This window comes from Bradyrhizobium iriomotense (assembly GCF_030160715.1).
GTDB classification, from domain to species: domain Bacteria; phylum Pseudomonadota; class Alphaproteobacteria; order Rhizobiales; family Xanthobacteraceae; genus Bradyrhizobium; species Bradyrhizobium iriomotense.
In genome coordinates this window covers 87,484-102,043 of the sequence record NZ_BSOW01000001.1, presented here as the reverse complement: position 1 = coordinate 102,043, position 14,560 = coordinate 87,484, and the positions used below count along the sequence as shown (strand labels likewise).

The window sequence follows — 14,560 nt, the reverse complement described above, 5'->3', positions numbered from 1 at the left end:
CGCGTCCGGCGCCTACTTCTTGTTGCGCTCGGCGAGCTGCTGTTCGACGTCGCCCGAGATGCGCTTATAGGCCTCATCGAGTGTGACCTCGCCGGCAACGGCCTGGCCGAGCCGGCTGATCACCGCATTGAGGATGACGCGGCTGGCCGGATAACCCTGCAACTGGTTGGCCGCTGGCGCGAGCTGGTTCACGCTGTCGCTGAAGACCTTGAGCGCCGCGTTCGCAACCGGCGACGCATCCTTGTAGTCGAGGCCTTTGCGGGCAAGACCGAGATGGCCGGGCACGAACAGGGAGCGGGCATAGAACTCGGCGATGACGTCCTCGCTCGCGAGGTAGTCGAGCACGCGCGCCACCTGCTCGGGGTGCTTGGTCGACTTGATGCCGACCAACGCCGCACCGCCCGGCATGCCGGAGCAGTTCGCCGGCCCGCACGGCGTCGGCACCGCCACCCAGTCAAACGCCGTTCCGATCGTCTTGTCGAACTGGCTGATCTGCCAGGAACCTGATTCATACATGACGACCTGGGCGTTCTTGAATTCCTCGTTGGCGCCGCGGTAGGTCGCCCCCGCCACCGAACCCCACAACTCCTTCGACATCACGCCGCTGTTGTGCCAGTCATAGATCAGCTTGGCCGCGCGCTTGAACCCGTCGTCGACGACCGCCGGCTGACCCTTGCCATCGAACACGGCGGCGCCTTCCGAAATCGCCAATCCGAAAAAGCGGTGACCCGAGCGGTCGAACGCGATCGGAAACGGCGCCTGGACCTTGTCCGCCACCTCTTTTGCCGCCTTGGCCCAATCCTCCCAGGACGACTTCGGACCCGGCATTGCGACGCCCGCCTGCTCGAACAGCGTCTTGTTGACGAAAGGACCGGTCACGGTGAGCTGGGTCATGAAGCCCGGGATCGACGACGTGTCGCCCGGCACCCGCATCCATTGCAGGAAGGGACCGTAGTTCGCTTCCCAGTAGTCGGCGTTCTTCAAGTAAGGGCGCAGATCCAGCATATGGCGGGCAAGGCCGCCCATGTCGCTGACGCGGGCGATGTCGGGCCCCTGCCCCGAAGCCAGTTGCACGGGCAGATTCTCGTTGATGGCCTTGAACGGCACCTGGTCCAGAACAACGTGAATGTCCCGGTTCTTGTCCTCGAAGCGGCGGAGCAGATCGGCCATCACCTCGCCCTCGTTGCCGTCCGAGTACCAGGTCATCCGCAGGACTGTCTGCGCTTCGGCGCCGCGACCGCCCGAACTGCCCGCCAAGAAGCAGGCCGCCAGCACAAAGGCGCTCATGGCGCGTCGGGTAATAGTTCTCATTACGTCCTCCCCGGCGATGTTTTAGTTGTTGGACGTAATTTGGCAAACGTTTGCCTAACTTGTCAATCGCTGTATTCTCCCACTTCAGCGCATCACACCCGAGCCGAATCATGACGAGCAAGCAACGCTCCGCCCCCGCCTCACTTGCGACAGTCGCCGCAGCCGCCGGGGTTTCGATCGCTACCGTCTCGCGCATCGTCAACGGGGAGACGCGCCGGGCCTCGGCCGAGACCGTCGAGCGCGTCCGCAAGGCCATCGCCGTCGTGGGCTACCACCCCAACCATGCCGGCCGGACGTTGCGCCGGCGCGAAAGCCGCCTCGTCGCGATGCTCGCCCCCAACCTGGACAATCTCGTGATGGCCGCCATCGCCGCATCGACTGAAGCCGCGCTGCGCGCCGCCGGTTACGTCATGATCCTCTGCGACACGCACGATCGCCCCGATCTGCAGGACGAATATCTCAACGCCATGCGTTCGCAGGTGGTGCGCGGCTACATCATGGTCGCCAGCGTGCCGAGCGCAGGGCTGAAGGACTTCGTCGCCGATGGCGCGCCGATGGTCTTCGTCAATCGTCGCCCGCCGTTCGGGCGCGGCGCCTTCGTTGGCATCGACAACGTCAAGGCGGGTGCTGACGCCGCCGACATGCTGTGGTCCGCGGGGCTGCGACGCTGCGGCGTGCTGGCGCCCGCCCAGGGATCCTCCGTCACGCGGGATCGCCTCAAGGGATTCTGCGGCCGCATGCGCGCTCTGGGCGTCACAGAAATCCCGGCGGCCGAGGCCGCCGGCCGTTCTCACCTCGAGATCGGCTATGAGGCCGCCCGGCGGCTCGCTGCGCGCAACGGCTGGCTCGAGGGACTGATGTGCGTCAGCGACCAGATCGCCTACGGCGCCTATCGCTTTGCTCGCGAGAGCGGCATCGTGATTCCGGAACGTTGCAAGCTCGTCGGCATCGATGGCAACCCACTCAACCGCTGGATTGCACCATGGCTGCGATCGATCGAGGTGAAATACGAGGATTTTGGCGAACCGATCGTCGAGTTACTCGACCACGTCTGGCACGCCGGCGGCGACGCGGAGCACATCATGCCGCACGGCGTGGCATGACGAGGTTTCACCTTCGACTGCATTTGTCGTGCACATCGCCGCTACCACAGATCTCGTGCAGGCGGTCGCTGGCAATGCCCTCGGCATCCGGCGCGTGCCCGGGGGCTCCCCTCTAAGTTGACACAACGCTCGAAGCAGACCTCCACTGCATGCCGGCTGCGGCAATCCGTCCTTCCGCTCGAACGTGCTTCGCCTTGCCTTGCGAAGGCGGCACGTTGACGAGATTGGGGCAAATGATACGATTTGCGGGCGCCGGGCCTAGCCAATCGAGCCAGGCGCCGGAATGAAGGCGTGAGGGACCCACCCCGTCGTGTCACGCCTCATACGTGCGTCCTACCCCTCATACTTCGCACGCGGGGAAACGGAGATTCGGTAACGGCGCGCCTTGCCGCATCGAGGCAGCTTTATGGGGGATGATGCGCAATACCGGGCGAGCACCCGCAGGCTCGGGACTCGGCTCGGCTGCGGCATGGTTTACCGATATGAACCTTTCATCGTTTATGGGCGCTGGCTGGGCCCACGGTCCGCAGGTTCTATGCGACGAGGAAGGGATTCTCCTGTGCCGAACCTCCCGCGAAGGCATCGACGGCAAACGGCAGGTTGTGCTGGCCGTTGTCCCGGCGGCGGAACATCCCACCTCGCAAAGCCTTGACCGCCTCACGCACGAATTTGCACTGAAGGACGAACTGGACAGCGGCTGGGCGGCCAAGCCGCTGGAGCTCGTGCAGGATCGCAGCCACACGATTCTTGTCCTCGAAGATCTCGGTGGCGAGCCGCTCACCTGGCTGATGGACGCTCCCATGGAGACAGGGAGTTTCCTGCGCCTGGCGATCCAGATCGCTGCGGCCCTGAGCAAGGTCCACCAGCGCGGTCTGGTGCACAAGGATATCAAACCAGCAAATGTCCTGGTGAACCGCAGCAACGGAAGCGTGCACCTCACCGGCTTCGGCTTTGCTTCGCGCCGACCGCGCGAACGGCAGGCCCCGGCCACGCCCGAATCGATCGCCGGCACATTCGCTTACATGTCGCCCGAGCAGACCGGGCGCATGAACCGCTCGATCGACTCCCGGAGCGACCTGTACTCACTCGGCGTCACGCTTTACCAGATGGTCACCGGCTCACTTCCGTTCACGGCGTCCGATCCGATGGAGTGGGTGCACTGCCACGTCGCAAGAGAGCCGGAGCCGCCGAGCAAGCGATGCGCGAACGTCCCCGCCGCGGTGTCCGCGATCATCATGAAGTTGCTCGCCAAGATGGCCGAGGAGCGCTACCAGACTGCAGCCGGCGCCGAAAGGGATCTGCAGCACTGTCTTGCAGAGTGGGAGCTTCGGCGCCGCATCGACGACTTCCCGCTGGGCCAGCACGACACGCCCGACCGGCTGCTCGTGCCCGAGAACCTGTACGGAAGAACGCGCGAGCGCGAGATGTTGCTCGCCTCGTTCGAGCGCATCGTCGAGAGCGGCGCGCCCGAATTGGCGCTGATCTCGGGATATTCCGGGATCGGCAAATCCTCTGTCGTCAACGAGCTCCACAAAGTGCTGGTGCCCTCGCGCGGGCTGTTTGCATCGGGCAAGTTCGACCAGCACAAGCGCGACGTCCCATACGCGACGCTCGCCAAGGCATTCCAGAGCCTCGTTCGGCCCCTCCTGGGCAAGAGCGATGCCGAGCTGAGCGAGTGGCGCCATGACATCCTGAGCGCGCTCGGTCCGAACGGACAGCTCGTCGTGGACCTGATCCCGGACCTGAAGGCTATCATCGGTGAACAACCGCCTGTCCCTGAGCTGCCGCTCCAGCACGCGCAAAACCGCTTTCACCGCGCGTTCGAGCAATTCATCGGCGTATTTGCCCGATCCGAAAATCCGCTGGTGCTGTTTCTCGATGATCTGCAATGGCTCGATCTGGCGACGTTCGAGCTGCTCGAGGATCTGTTGACCCGGTCGAATCTGAAGCACCTGATGCTGATCGGCGCCTACCGCGATAATGAGGTGGATTCCGCTCATCCGGTGATGCGCATGCGCGAAGCCATCAAGACACGGGGTGGCCGGGTCGTGGAGATCACGCTCGCGCCGCTCGGCCGCAGACATCTCGGCGAGTTGCTTGCGGACGCGCTTCGCTGCGAACCGAAGCGCGTCGTGCCGCTGGTGCAGCTCGTGCATGATAAGACCGGCGGCAATCCCTTCTTTGCCATCCAGTTCATGTTTTCACTGGTCGAAGAAGGGCTGCTCGCGTTCGACCATGATGCGGCACGCTGGTCCTGGGATCTCGATCGCATCCACGCCAAGCGATACACCGACAACGTCATCGACCTCATGCTCGGAAAGCTGACCCGGCTGCCGGTTGCAACGCGCACGGCCTTGCAGCAAATGGCCTGTCTCGGAAATACTGCCGAGGTCGCGGTGCTTTCGATCGTCCTCGGGACGTCGGACGAGCAGGTCCATGCAGACCTGTGGCCCGCCGTTCGACAGGAGTTCGTGGAGCCACAGGCCGACGCCTATCGGTTCGTCCACGATCGATTCCAGGAGGCGGCCTACGCGCTGATCCCGGAGGCAGAACGGGCCGCCGCCCATCTGCGTATTGGCCGGCTGTTCGCTGCGCGAACCCCGCCGGAAGCAGTCGAGGAAAACGTCTTCGAGATCGTAAGCCAACTCAACCGCGGCGCGGCCTTGATCACCGCGGCCGAGGAGCGCGTGAAGGTGGCGGAGCTGAACCTGTTGGCCGGCCGGCGCGCCAAGGCAGCGCCCGCCTTCGCCATGGCGCTCGCTCACTTCGCCGCCGGTGAGGCCATGCTTGCCGAGGATCGCTGGGAGCAGCGTTACACGCTCGGCTTCGCCCTGGCGCTACAGCGGGCCGAATGCGAGTTCCTTGGTGGCGAGCCGGCAACGGCGAAAAACCGACTTGCCGAACTAGCGAGCCGCGCGGCCACCCTGCCCGACCTCGCCGCCGTCACCCGGCTTCGCATGGAGCCAAGCGATCGTGACGTCGAGATTGCCCTCGACTACCTGCGGCGCGTCGGCATTGCCTGGTCCGCGCATCCGACATCGGAGGAAGTCGGACGGGAATATGAGCGGATGTGGCATCAGATCGGTGAACGCCCGATCGAGGCCCTGCTCGACCTGCCCCAGATGGCCGATCCGGTCGCGCGGGGAACCATGGACGTTCTCACGGTCCTTGTCTCGCCAGCCTGGTACATCGACGAGAGCCTGCGCCGTCTCATCATCGCACGCATGGCCAATCTGAGCATGGAATACGGCAATTCCGATGCCTCATGCCTCGCCTATATCGTGCTTGGCACCGTGCTTGGCCCCGACTTTGGCGATTATGCTGCCGGCTACCGCTTCGCCCAACTCGGCCTCGACCTGGTCGAACGGCGGGGGCTCGATCGATTCAAGGCTCGCGTCTATCTGGGCTTCGGGAGCTGGACGCGGCATGTGAGGACAGGCCGCCCCTGGCTTCGGCTGGCCTTCGACGCCGCGCAGCAGGTCGGCGACCTCAACTACGCGAGCTTTACCCGTCATCATCTCTTGACGCATCTTCTCGCCTGCGGCGATCCACTCGCGGACGTGCAGCGTGAGGCCGAGGCCGGGCTCGATTTCGCGCGCCGGGCGGGCACTGATCTGGCGGCCGATCGAATTGCCGGGCAGCTCCAGCTGGTCCGGACCCTGCGCGGCCTCACCACAAAGTTTGGCTCTTTCGACGAGGCCGGGTTCAACGAGGCGCAATTTGAGCGTCGCCTCGAGGAGGACCCGCATCTGGAACAGGCCGGCTTCTGGTACTGGGTCCGCAAGCTGCAGGCACGCGTCCTCGCCGACGACCCCGGCGCGATCGCGGCGGCGACGAAGGCCGATCAGCTGCTCTGGACGTCGAAGGCCCTTTTCGACCGGGTCGAGTTTCACTTCTATGCCGCTTTGGCGCAGGCGGCTTTGGCGCAGGCCGCATTGGGCGAGGCCGTACCTGACCGCGGGGGAGCCCTGAATCTTGACGCCCTCGCCGTCCATCATCGCCAGCTTCAGCAATGGGCCGAGATCTGCCCTGAAGACTTCGCCGACCGTGCCGCTCTCGTCACCGCGGAGATCGCGCGGATTGAGGGTCGCGAGCTCGATGCGATGCGCTCTTACGATCGGGCCATCGCCTCCGCGCGCGCAAACGGATTTCCTCAGAATGAGGCGATCGCGAACGAACTCGCAGGACGCTTCTACGCGACGCGCGGGTTCGAGAAAATCGCCTATGCCTATCTGCGCGATGCTCACTACGGGTTTCTACGCTGGGGAGCTGATGCCAAAGTAAGACAGCTCGAACGCCTCTATCCTCGCCTCCACGTCGCAGAGGACACCAGCTCCGCCGGCAGGCCGACCGTCCAGCAAATGGACGTCACCACCGTGGTGAAGGCGTCTCAGGCGGTCTCGAGTGAAATTGAGCTGCCAAAGCTCATCGAAGCACTGATGAAGATCGCGCTACAGAACGCGGGCGCGGATCGCGGCTTGCTGATCCTGTCGCGGCATGATGACTTCCGGATCGAGGCGGAAGGCCAGTCCAGGGGCGACGACTTTGCGGTCGTGATGCACCAGACTCCCCTCTCGGCGCCGGATTGTCCAGAAGCATTGGTGCGCTACGTCATTCGCTCGCAAAAACCGCTCATCGTCGATGATGCAACGCGGCCCGATCCGCTTTACGGCGAAGGGTACGTGCATCGCCGACATCCCCGATCGATCCTCTGCCTGCCGCTCATGAAGCAGGCCAAGCTCGCCGGATTGCTCTATCTCGAGAACACACTGACGACACACGCGTTCACGCCCGATCGTGTTGCGGTGCTGGATCTGCTGGCAGCTCAGGCTGCGATTTCGCTCGAAAACACGCTCCTCTACCGTGATCTTCAGGAACGCGAGGCCCGCATCCGACGGCTCGTCGACTCCAACATCATCGGAATACTTTTCTGGGACGGCAGCGGCGATATCAGCTACGCCAACGATGCTTTCCTGAGCATGACCGGATATTCCAGGCAGGAACTGGTTTCGGGCACGATCAGCTGGAAGGACATTACTCCGTCGGAATACCGGAACGAGGATACGCAGCGGATCGAACATCTCCGGATACGGGGGCAGAACGCGCCTCGAGAGAAGGAGTTCGTCAGAAAGGACGGCAGCCGCGTTCCTGTCCTGATCGGCTCCGCCTCGCTCGCCGGATCGTCCGATCAATGCGTCTCGTTCGTGCTCGATCTCACTGCGCGCAAGCAGGCGGAAGAGAAATACCGCCTGCTGATGGAGCAGGCGCATGATGCCATCCTGGTGCTCGATCAGAAAGGGCTGGTGATCGAAGCAAACCGCACGGCCGGGGTCATGCTGGGGCGGCCCCGGGAGCAGATCGTCGGCGTCCCGTTCCGATCCGTCCTGGATCCTGCGAGAGCGGTCGAAGTGGACAACCTGCTCGCGCCGGGTTCAGCTGGCCTGCTCCAGCTGCGTCTGGATGGCCCCGACGGCAAGGGTCTCGACGCAGAGCTGTCCGCCGCCCACGTGTCGACTGGCGGCCACGAGTTGGTCATCGTCATCGGGCGCGACATCACCCATCGCCTGCGCCTCGAGCAGCAGCTGCGCCAATCGCAAAAGATGGATGCAATCGGCCAGCTCACCGGCGGCGTGGCCCATGACTTCAACAACATCCTGACTGTGGTCACGGGGACCATCCAGATCCTGATCGATGGTCTTTCGGACCAGCCCGAGCTTGTTGCCATCGCTCACATGATCGACGAGGCCGCCACGCGCGGCGCCGATCTGACGAGGCAACTCCTGGCGTTTGCGCGCAAGCAGCCCCTGCAACCACGCGACGTCGACGTCAACACCCTCATTGTCGATACCGCCAAGCTGCTGCGGCCGACGCTCGGCGAGCATGTCGAGATCGGCTCGACGCTGCAAGCCGATGGCTGGCACGCGCTGATCGACCCGAGTCAGCTTTCGACCGCCTTGATCAATTTGGCGGTGAATGCCCGCGACGCGATGGCTGGCGGAGGCAGGATCTCGTTCGGCACAACGAATGTGAGCTTCGATGTGGACAACGCCGGCCCGGAGGGCATTCTCGGCGACTTCGTCCTGGTCACCGTGAGCGACACCGGGGTCGGCGTTCCGCTGTCGATCCGGGACAAGATATTCGAGCCCTTCTTCACGACCAAAGAGCTTGGCAAGGGAACGGGCCTCGGATTGAGCATGGTCTATGGCTTCATCAAGCAATCCGGCGGTCACATCAGGATCGATAGTGAGGAAAGGCGCGGAACGACCATCAGCTTGTATCTGCCGCGCTCGGCTCGCGCTGCGGCTTTCTTTGACGTTGCACCGAAGAGCGAACTACAACGCGGCACTGAGACCATCCTCGTGGTCGAGGACGACGAGCTGGTGCGCAACTATGTCGTGGCGCAGCTCAAGAATTTTGGCTATCGCACGATCGCCGCGGCCAATGGTCCCGATGCACTCGTTCTGGTGAACCAGGGCACAGCGTTCGATATGCTCTTCACCGATGTCGTGATGCCTGGCGGGATGAACGGACGCGAACTCGCCGAAGCCGTCGCCCGGCTGCGCCCCGGCCTGCCGGTGCTCTACATGTCGGGATATGCGGAAGCCGCCATGATGCATGACGGTCGGCTGGACCCAGGCATTACCTTGCTCAGCAAGCCCTACCGGCCGGCAGATTTGGCGCGGTCGATTCGTCAGGTCCTCGACTCACGGGCGCGTCGCGACGGATCGAGTTGAACGCGTCAGCGATCAACGTTTCCTTCCGCTCGCATCCGCGGCGTACCGTTCGAGTCCTCAGTTCGCCGACAGATGGATCACATTCCATGACGCCGGCTTGAGCGTCGCCTGCAACCGCCCGCCGTCGAAGCTCACACTCTGCAACGGCGCCGGCCTGACCTTGCTCGGCGCATCCTTGGTATTCGTCGCCTTGAGATCATCATGCCTGAGTTCAAACCGCTCGCCCACCGTCAGGCGGCCGAAGCTTCTAGCCTCGACGCTCACCTCCAGCTCCTGCTTCAGGTCCCGGTTGAGCAGAAAGAGCGATAGGCCGCCGCCGTCATCCGCGACTGCCGCCAACTTGAGATACGGCACGTTGGGTACTGCAAAGGTCTGCTCCTGGGGGCCGCGGGGATCGTAGTAGGATGAATCGTAGGTCTCCGACTCGGCTTGCGCGCGCAAGACCCTGCCGCGGCCGTAGCGGCTCATATGAGCGAATGGAAAGAAAATGGTCTGGCGCCACGCGCCGCCGCCCGTCTCGGTCATGATCGGCGCGATGACGTTGACGAGTTGCGCGAGGCAGGCGACCCTCACCCGATCGGCGTGATTGAGCAAGGAAATGCAGGCACCGCCGAAGGCAAGTGCGTCCTCCATCGTGTAGATTTCCTCGAGGATCGGCGGTGCCACCGGCCAGCCCTCCTTCACCCGGTCGGCCCGACTGCGGCGCGTTCGATACCAGACGTTCCATTCATCGAAGCTCAGCATGAGACGCTTGTTGGAGCGTCGCTTGGCCGCCACCGCATCCGCCAACGCGACGACCTCATCGATGAACCTGTCCATCAGGTCGGGGCTCGCGAGAAACGATGCGGTGTCCTGCCTGTAGTTGTTGAGATAGGTGTGGAGCGAAATGTAGTCGACATGATCGAAGGTGTGCTCGAGGACCGTATCTTCCCACTGGCCGAAGGTCGGCATGTTGCGCCCCGACGAACCGCATGCAGCAAGCTCGATGGTCGGATCCACCCAGCGCATCATCTTGGCGGCTTCGGCGGCGACCGCACCGTAGGCGGCGGCGCTCTTGTGCTCCATCTGCCAAGGTCCGTCCACCTCGTTGCCGAGGCACCACAGCTTGACGTCATGCGGCTTGTCCCAACCGTGCTTGCGGCGCAGCTCCGACCAGGCCGTTCCGCCCGGATGGTTGCAGTATTCGACCAGGCTGCGAGCCGCATCGCCGCCGCGGGTGCCGAGATTGACCGCCATCATCGGCTCGACGGCGGCGGCCTTGCACCAGTCCATGAATTCGTTGGTGCCGAAGCTGTTCGGCTCAGTGCTGAACCAGGCGAGGTCGAGGCGCGCCGGCCTCGTCTCCAGCGGCCCGACGCCGTCCTCCCAATTGTATCCCGAGACGAAATTACCGCCGGGATATCGAATGAGCGTGGGCCCGAGCTCCTTGACCAGCGCGAGCACGTCCTTCCGAAAGCCCTTCTCGTCCGCGGTCGGATGGCCGGGCTCGTAAATACCGCCATAGACGCACCGGCCCAAATGTTCGACGAACGCACCGAACAGACGAGGATCGGTTTGACCGATGGCGAAGTCTCGGTCGATCAGAACTCTTGCTTTCCTCATGCTCTTCTCTCGGGTGCCCCGGGGCTGGTGAGATCGTTCATGCCAGATACGCCTGCCGCAACATCGGCGGCCTCAGTTAATAGCACGGCTTCACGCAATTGGCGCGTATAGGGATGCTGCGGCGCCCTCAGCACCGTTCTCGCATCGCCGCTCTCGACGACGCAGCCCTTCTGCATGATCATAATGCGGTCGCTGATGTAGTAGGCCGTGGCCAGATCATGCGTGACATAGATGATGGATATCCCAAGATCGTCCCGCAGCGTCTTGAACAGATTGACGATGGATATGCGCAGCGACGCATCGATCATGGACACCGGCTCATCCGCGACAATCAGTTTCGGCTCGGCCAGGAGTGCACGAGCGATTGCGACCCTTTGGAGCTGCCCGCCGGACAGCTCGTGCGGGTACCGATGGCGCACCTCCTGGAGCGAGAGTCCGACTTTTTGCAGCGCGTCATCGACGCTCGTTTCGGCTGCCCCCTCGCCGGCCGCCCGGGAAAACCGGCGCCGTGTCATGAACAGATAGCGATCGAGCCGCTTCAACGGATTGAAGGACTCAAAGGGATTCTGAAAGATCGGCTGCACCTTGTGCATGAACGCCATGCGAGCGTCACTGCTTCGAATGGCAGCAAGGTCAATGCCGTCGAGCACCAATTTGCCGCTGGTCGGCGTTTCGATGTTCAGGATCATCCGGGCAAGCGTCGTCTTGCCGCTTCCGGATTCGCCGATGATCGCCAATATCTCGGGTCGCCGGGCAGCAAGCTGGAAGCTCACCTGGTTCACCGCGGCGATCTTCTGCCGCGACAATAGCCCACCCCGGCCGAATGTCTTGCTGACCTCGGAGATGTCGAGGAGCAGATCGTTCATGCCCGGGCGCCTTGGTTGACGGCGAAGCAGGCGACGCGATGGCCGGTGTCGGCTTCCAGCATGGCGGGAACCTCGCGCTTGCAAATCTCTGTTGCGAGCGGGCAGCGCGGATGGAAGCGGCATCCGGGCGGGGGATCGGCGAGATTTGGCGGCGAACCGCCAAGCCCCTCGCGGGGCGTGTCATCGCCGATGCGCGGAAGGCTCGAAATGAGATGCCTGGTGTACGGATGTAGCGGATTCCGGAAAATCTCCGCGGTTGCGGCCTCCTCCACGAGACGGCCGGCATACATGATTGCGAGGCGATCGGTGATGTGCGCGTGCACGCCCATGTCATGGGTGACGAACAGGACCGACGAGCCGGTCTCCCGCTGAATGCTCCGAATCATGCCGAGCACCTCCTTCTGCACCACCACATCCAGTGCGGTCGTGGGCTCGTCGGCGATGATGAAATCAGGACGGCAAATCGTTGCGAGCGCAAGCGTGGCTCGTTGACGCATGCCCCCGGAGAGCTCATGCGGAAAGGCAGCCAGCACCGACGGATCGAGCCTGACCCGCGCCAGATGGGCGACCACCTGCTGCTCAAACTGCTTCCGGCTGCCGCCGATATGCGGGTACGCGAAATCGACGAACGCCGATTCGACGCGCCGAACCGGGTTCAGCACGTTCATCGATCCCTGCATGATATAGGACAGATGCCGCCAGCGAATCCGCGCAACGTCCACTGGCGGAGCGCGGTGCAATCCGCCATAGCCGGGCAGGAATGCAAACTCCACGCTGCCGCCCACGATCTCGAGCGGCGGTCTGATCGCTCCTGCGATGCTCTTGATCAGCGTCGTCTTGCCGGAACTGGATTCTCCGGCAAGCCCGTAGATCTCGCCACGACGAACAGCGAAGCTGACGCCATCGACCGCTTTGACGCCGCGTCTGACGCCGAAGTGGCTGGTCCGGTAATGGGCCTGCAGGTCGCGAACCCAAAGAATCGGCTGGGCGTCTTGGGGCGCGTGCGGCTGCTGAACATTGGCGCGCATCACGAGGCCTCTCCGACGCTCCAGAGGCGGCTTCGCGGGTCGATGTAGGCGTTCGCCGACAGTGCGAGCAGGAAGAGCCCGATAAACGCCATGACCACCGTGATTGTCGGAAAGGCGATCCACCACCAAATTCCCGCCACCATTGCGGTGTGCTGGTTGGCCCAATAGATCATGCCGCCGATCGTCGGCGTATTGATGTCGGTAAAGCCGAGCACCGCGAGCGTCACCTCGAGCCCGATCGACCACACCATGTTGTTCATGGTCGTAGAGAATACGATCGGCATGACATAGGGCAGATGCTCCTCAGTCAGGATCTGCCGTGTACTCATCCCGGAAAAAAGGCTGGTCTGCGTGAATTCGCGCGCCTTCAGGCTCATGACCACGGAGCGTATCAGCCGGGCGTCGTAGGCCCAACCGAAGCAGGCCATGATCAGCGCCAGCATCAGCCAGGAGATGCGGTCGCGCATCACGAAATAGAACAACACCAGGATCGGCAGCAGAGGAATGACGATGAAAGTATCGTTCACCGACATCAGGGCGCGATCGATCCACCCCCCTTTGTAGCCGCTTATGAGTCCGATCACGAGGGCAAACAGGCGGCTGATCAGGGCCACCGTGCATCCGAACAACAACGTATTCCGGATGGCGAAGCTCAGCTGCCAGAACACGTCCTGGCCGCGCGATGTCGTGCCGAACCAGTATGTGAGCGACGGCGGCACATCGGGCGGCACCACATACACGCTCTCCGGCGGATATGGCGAGAAGCTCGCCAGCACGGACAGCAGCAGAACGAAGGCGAGCAGCACGGCCCCGATCCGGAATTCAGGACTGTGGCGCAGCAGGTCGCGCAAGAGGATGGCCATTAGCTGACCTTCACCCTCGGATCGAGCAGCGGATAGAGAAGATCGATGGCGAGCACCCCGATCGACACGCCGAGGATCGAGATGGTGGTGACGCCGAGGACAAGGCCGTAATCTCCGGCATAGACGGCGTCGACCAGGAGCGAACCGAGACCGGGATAGCCGAACACCTTCTCGGTGATCACGGCACCGTTGAAGATTCCGCCGAGCGACATGGCAAGCCCCGTCACCTGCGGCACGAGTGCGTTACGCATCACGTAGGATGTCAGGATGCGCCAGGACCTTACGCCGGCGAGTTCGGCATAGACGACGAAGTCCTCGGCGAGGACATTGGATACCAGCGAGCGCATGCCGAGGAACCAGCTCCCCATGCCTATCAGGATCAGAGAGAGCGCCGGCAGGATCGCGTGCTGCAGCACGCTCAGAACGAATTCGGGAGTCCATGTCTGGGGCAGGTTCATCGCCGATCCGCCGCTGATCGGGAGCACCGGCCAAAGGAAGCCGAACACGATCAGCAGCAGCATCGCCAGAATATAGTAAGGGATCGGATGGAGGCCCATGGCGATCACCCCCATCAGCTTCAGGCCACGGCTCTGCCGGTAGTAGCCGGCAAGTCCACCCAGCAGATTTCCGAGCCCCCAGGCGACAATGGTCGAAACCGCAAGGAGTCCCGCAGTCCAGGGCAGCGCACGTCCGATGAGGGTGCCGACGGGGGTCGGAAACGCCGACATCGAGGGACCGAAATCAGCGCGCAGGATCCGCTTCCAGAACAGCAGGTATTGCTCAACGGGCGTGCCGCTGAGACCATAGAGCTCGCGCAAGGAGTTGCGCATCTGCTCGATCGCCCCCGGGGACGTGTTGCCGAAGGAGGTCACCGCCGAGATCGACTGCTCGACAGGATCAATCGGCGAAGCATGGGTGACGACGTACGCGATATTGACGCCGATGAAGACGACCAGCAGGAACTGCCCGAGCCGCCGGCCCACATAGGCGAGGTATCCGCTCATGGGAGCACCAGGGATATCCGCCAAAGTCGTTCAGACAGGCACGGCAAAT

Annotated in this window: 8 protein-coding genes; 2 read left to right on the top strand and 6 right to left on the bottom strand. The window is 63.3% G+C overall.

Annotated elements, in window-relative coordinates:
• Positions 1-12: 12 nt before the first annotated feature.
• Entirely contained in the window at positions 13-1,311 is a 1,299-nt protein-coding gene (locus tag QQL28_RS00465; protein WP_284260076.1) for an ABC transporter substrate-binding protein, read from the bottom strand.
• Positions 1,312-1,421: 110 nt separating this feature from the next.
• Between QQL28_RS00465 and QQL28_RS00460 the strand changes: the two genes are divergently transcribed.
• Positions 1,422-2,414, top strand: coding sequence for a LacI family DNA-binding transcriptional regulator (locus QQL28_RS00460; protein ID WP_284260074.1), 993 nt, complete (start codon positions 1,422-1,424; stop codon positions 2,412-2,414).
• A gap of 482 nt (positions 2,415-2,896) precedes the next feature.
• Positions 2,897-9,148: an AAA family ATPase gene (locus QQL28_RS00455; protein ID WP_284260073.1), complete on the top strand. Its 6,252-nt coding sequence runs from the start codon at positions 2,897-2,899 to the stop codon at positions 9,146-9,148.
• 57 nt (positions 9,149-9,205) lie between these two features.
• Here the strand turns inward: QQL28_RS00455 and arfA are convergent, their stop codons facing one another.
• Genes arfA through QQL28_RS00430 form a run of 5 tightly spaced genes read right to left on the bottom strand, consistent with a single transcriptional unit; the run spans position 9,206 to position 14,511 of the window.
• Positions 9,206-10,750, bottom strand: coding sequence for an arabinosylfuranosidase ArfA (gene arfA / locus QQL28_RS00450; RefSeq protein WP_284260072.1), 1,545 nt, complete (start codon positions 10,748-10,750; stop codon positions 9,206-9,208).
• Positions 10,747-11,616 carry an ABC transporter ATP-binding protein gene (locus QQL28_RS00445; protein WP_284260071.1) on the bottom strand — a complete coding sequence of 290 codons (870 nt, stop codon included), beginning with the start codon at positions 11,614-11,616 and terminating at the stop codon, positions 10,747-10,749. The genes arfA and QQL28_RS00445 overlap by 4 nt, the downstream gene beginning before the upstream one ends.
• On the bottom strand, positions 11,613-12,644 hold the full coding sequence (locus QQL28_RS00440) for an ABC transporter ATP-binding protein (protein ID WP_284260070.1): 1,032 nt from the start codon (positions 12,642-12,644) through the stop codon (positions 11,613-11,615). Before QQL28_RS00440 ends, QQL28_RS00445 begins: the two co-directional genes overlap by 4 nt.
• Positions 12,644-13,507, bottom strand: coding sequence for an ABC transporter permease (locus QQL28_RS00435; protein WP_284260068.1), 864 nt, complete (start codon positions 13,505-13,507; stop codon positions 12,644-12,646). The genes QQL28_RS00440 and QQL28_RS00435 overlap by 1 nt, the downstream gene beginning before the upstream one ends.
• On the bottom strand, positions 13,507-14,511 hold the full coding sequence (locus QQL28_RS00430; protein ID WP_284260066.1) for an ABC transporter permease: 1,005 nt from the start codon (positions 14,509-14,511) through the stop codon (positions 13,507-13,509). Before QQL28_RS00430 ends, QQL28_RS00435 begins: the two co-directional genes overlap by 1 nt.
• Positions 14,512-14,560: the final 49 nt, after the last annotated feature.

What these genes read in the sequence shown, in the direction of transcription:
- QQL28_RS00460 (WP_284260074.1), top strand. Translation starts at nt 1,422, where the DNA reads ATGACGAGCAAGCAACGCTCCGCCCCCGCCTCACTTGCGACAGTCGCC.
- QQL28_RS00445 (WP_284260071.1), bottom strand. Translation starts at nt 11,616, where the DNA reads ATGAACGATCTGCTCCTCGACATCTCCGAGGTCAGCAAGACATTCGGC.
- QQL28_RS00435 (WP_284260068.1), bottom strand. Translation starts at nt 13,507, where the DNA reads ATGGCCATCCTCTTGCGCGACCTGCTGCGCCACAGTCCTGAATTCCGG.
- QQL28_RS00430 (WP_284260066.1), bottom strand. Translation starts at nt 14,511, where the DNA reads ATGAGCGGATACCTCGCCTATGTGGGCCGGCGGCTCGGGCAGTTCCTG.
- QQL28_RS00440 (WP_284260070.1), bottom strand. Translation starts at nt 12,644, where the DNA reads ATGCGCGCCAATGTTCAGCAGCCGCACGCGCCCCAAGACGCCCAGCCG.
- arfA (WP_284260072.1), bottom strand. Translation starts at nt 10,750, where the DNA reads ATGAGGAAAGCAAGAGTTCTGATCGACCGAGACTTCGCCATCGGTCAA.
- QQL28_RS00455 (WP_284260073.1), top strand. Translation starts at nt 2,897, where the DNA reads ATGAACCTTTCATCGTTTATGGGCGCTGGCTGGGCCCACGGTCCGCAG.
- QQL28_RS00465 (WP_284260076.1), bottom strand. Translation starts at nt 1,311, where the DNA reads ATGAGAACTATTACCCGACGCGCCATGAGCGCCTTTGTGCTGGCGGCC.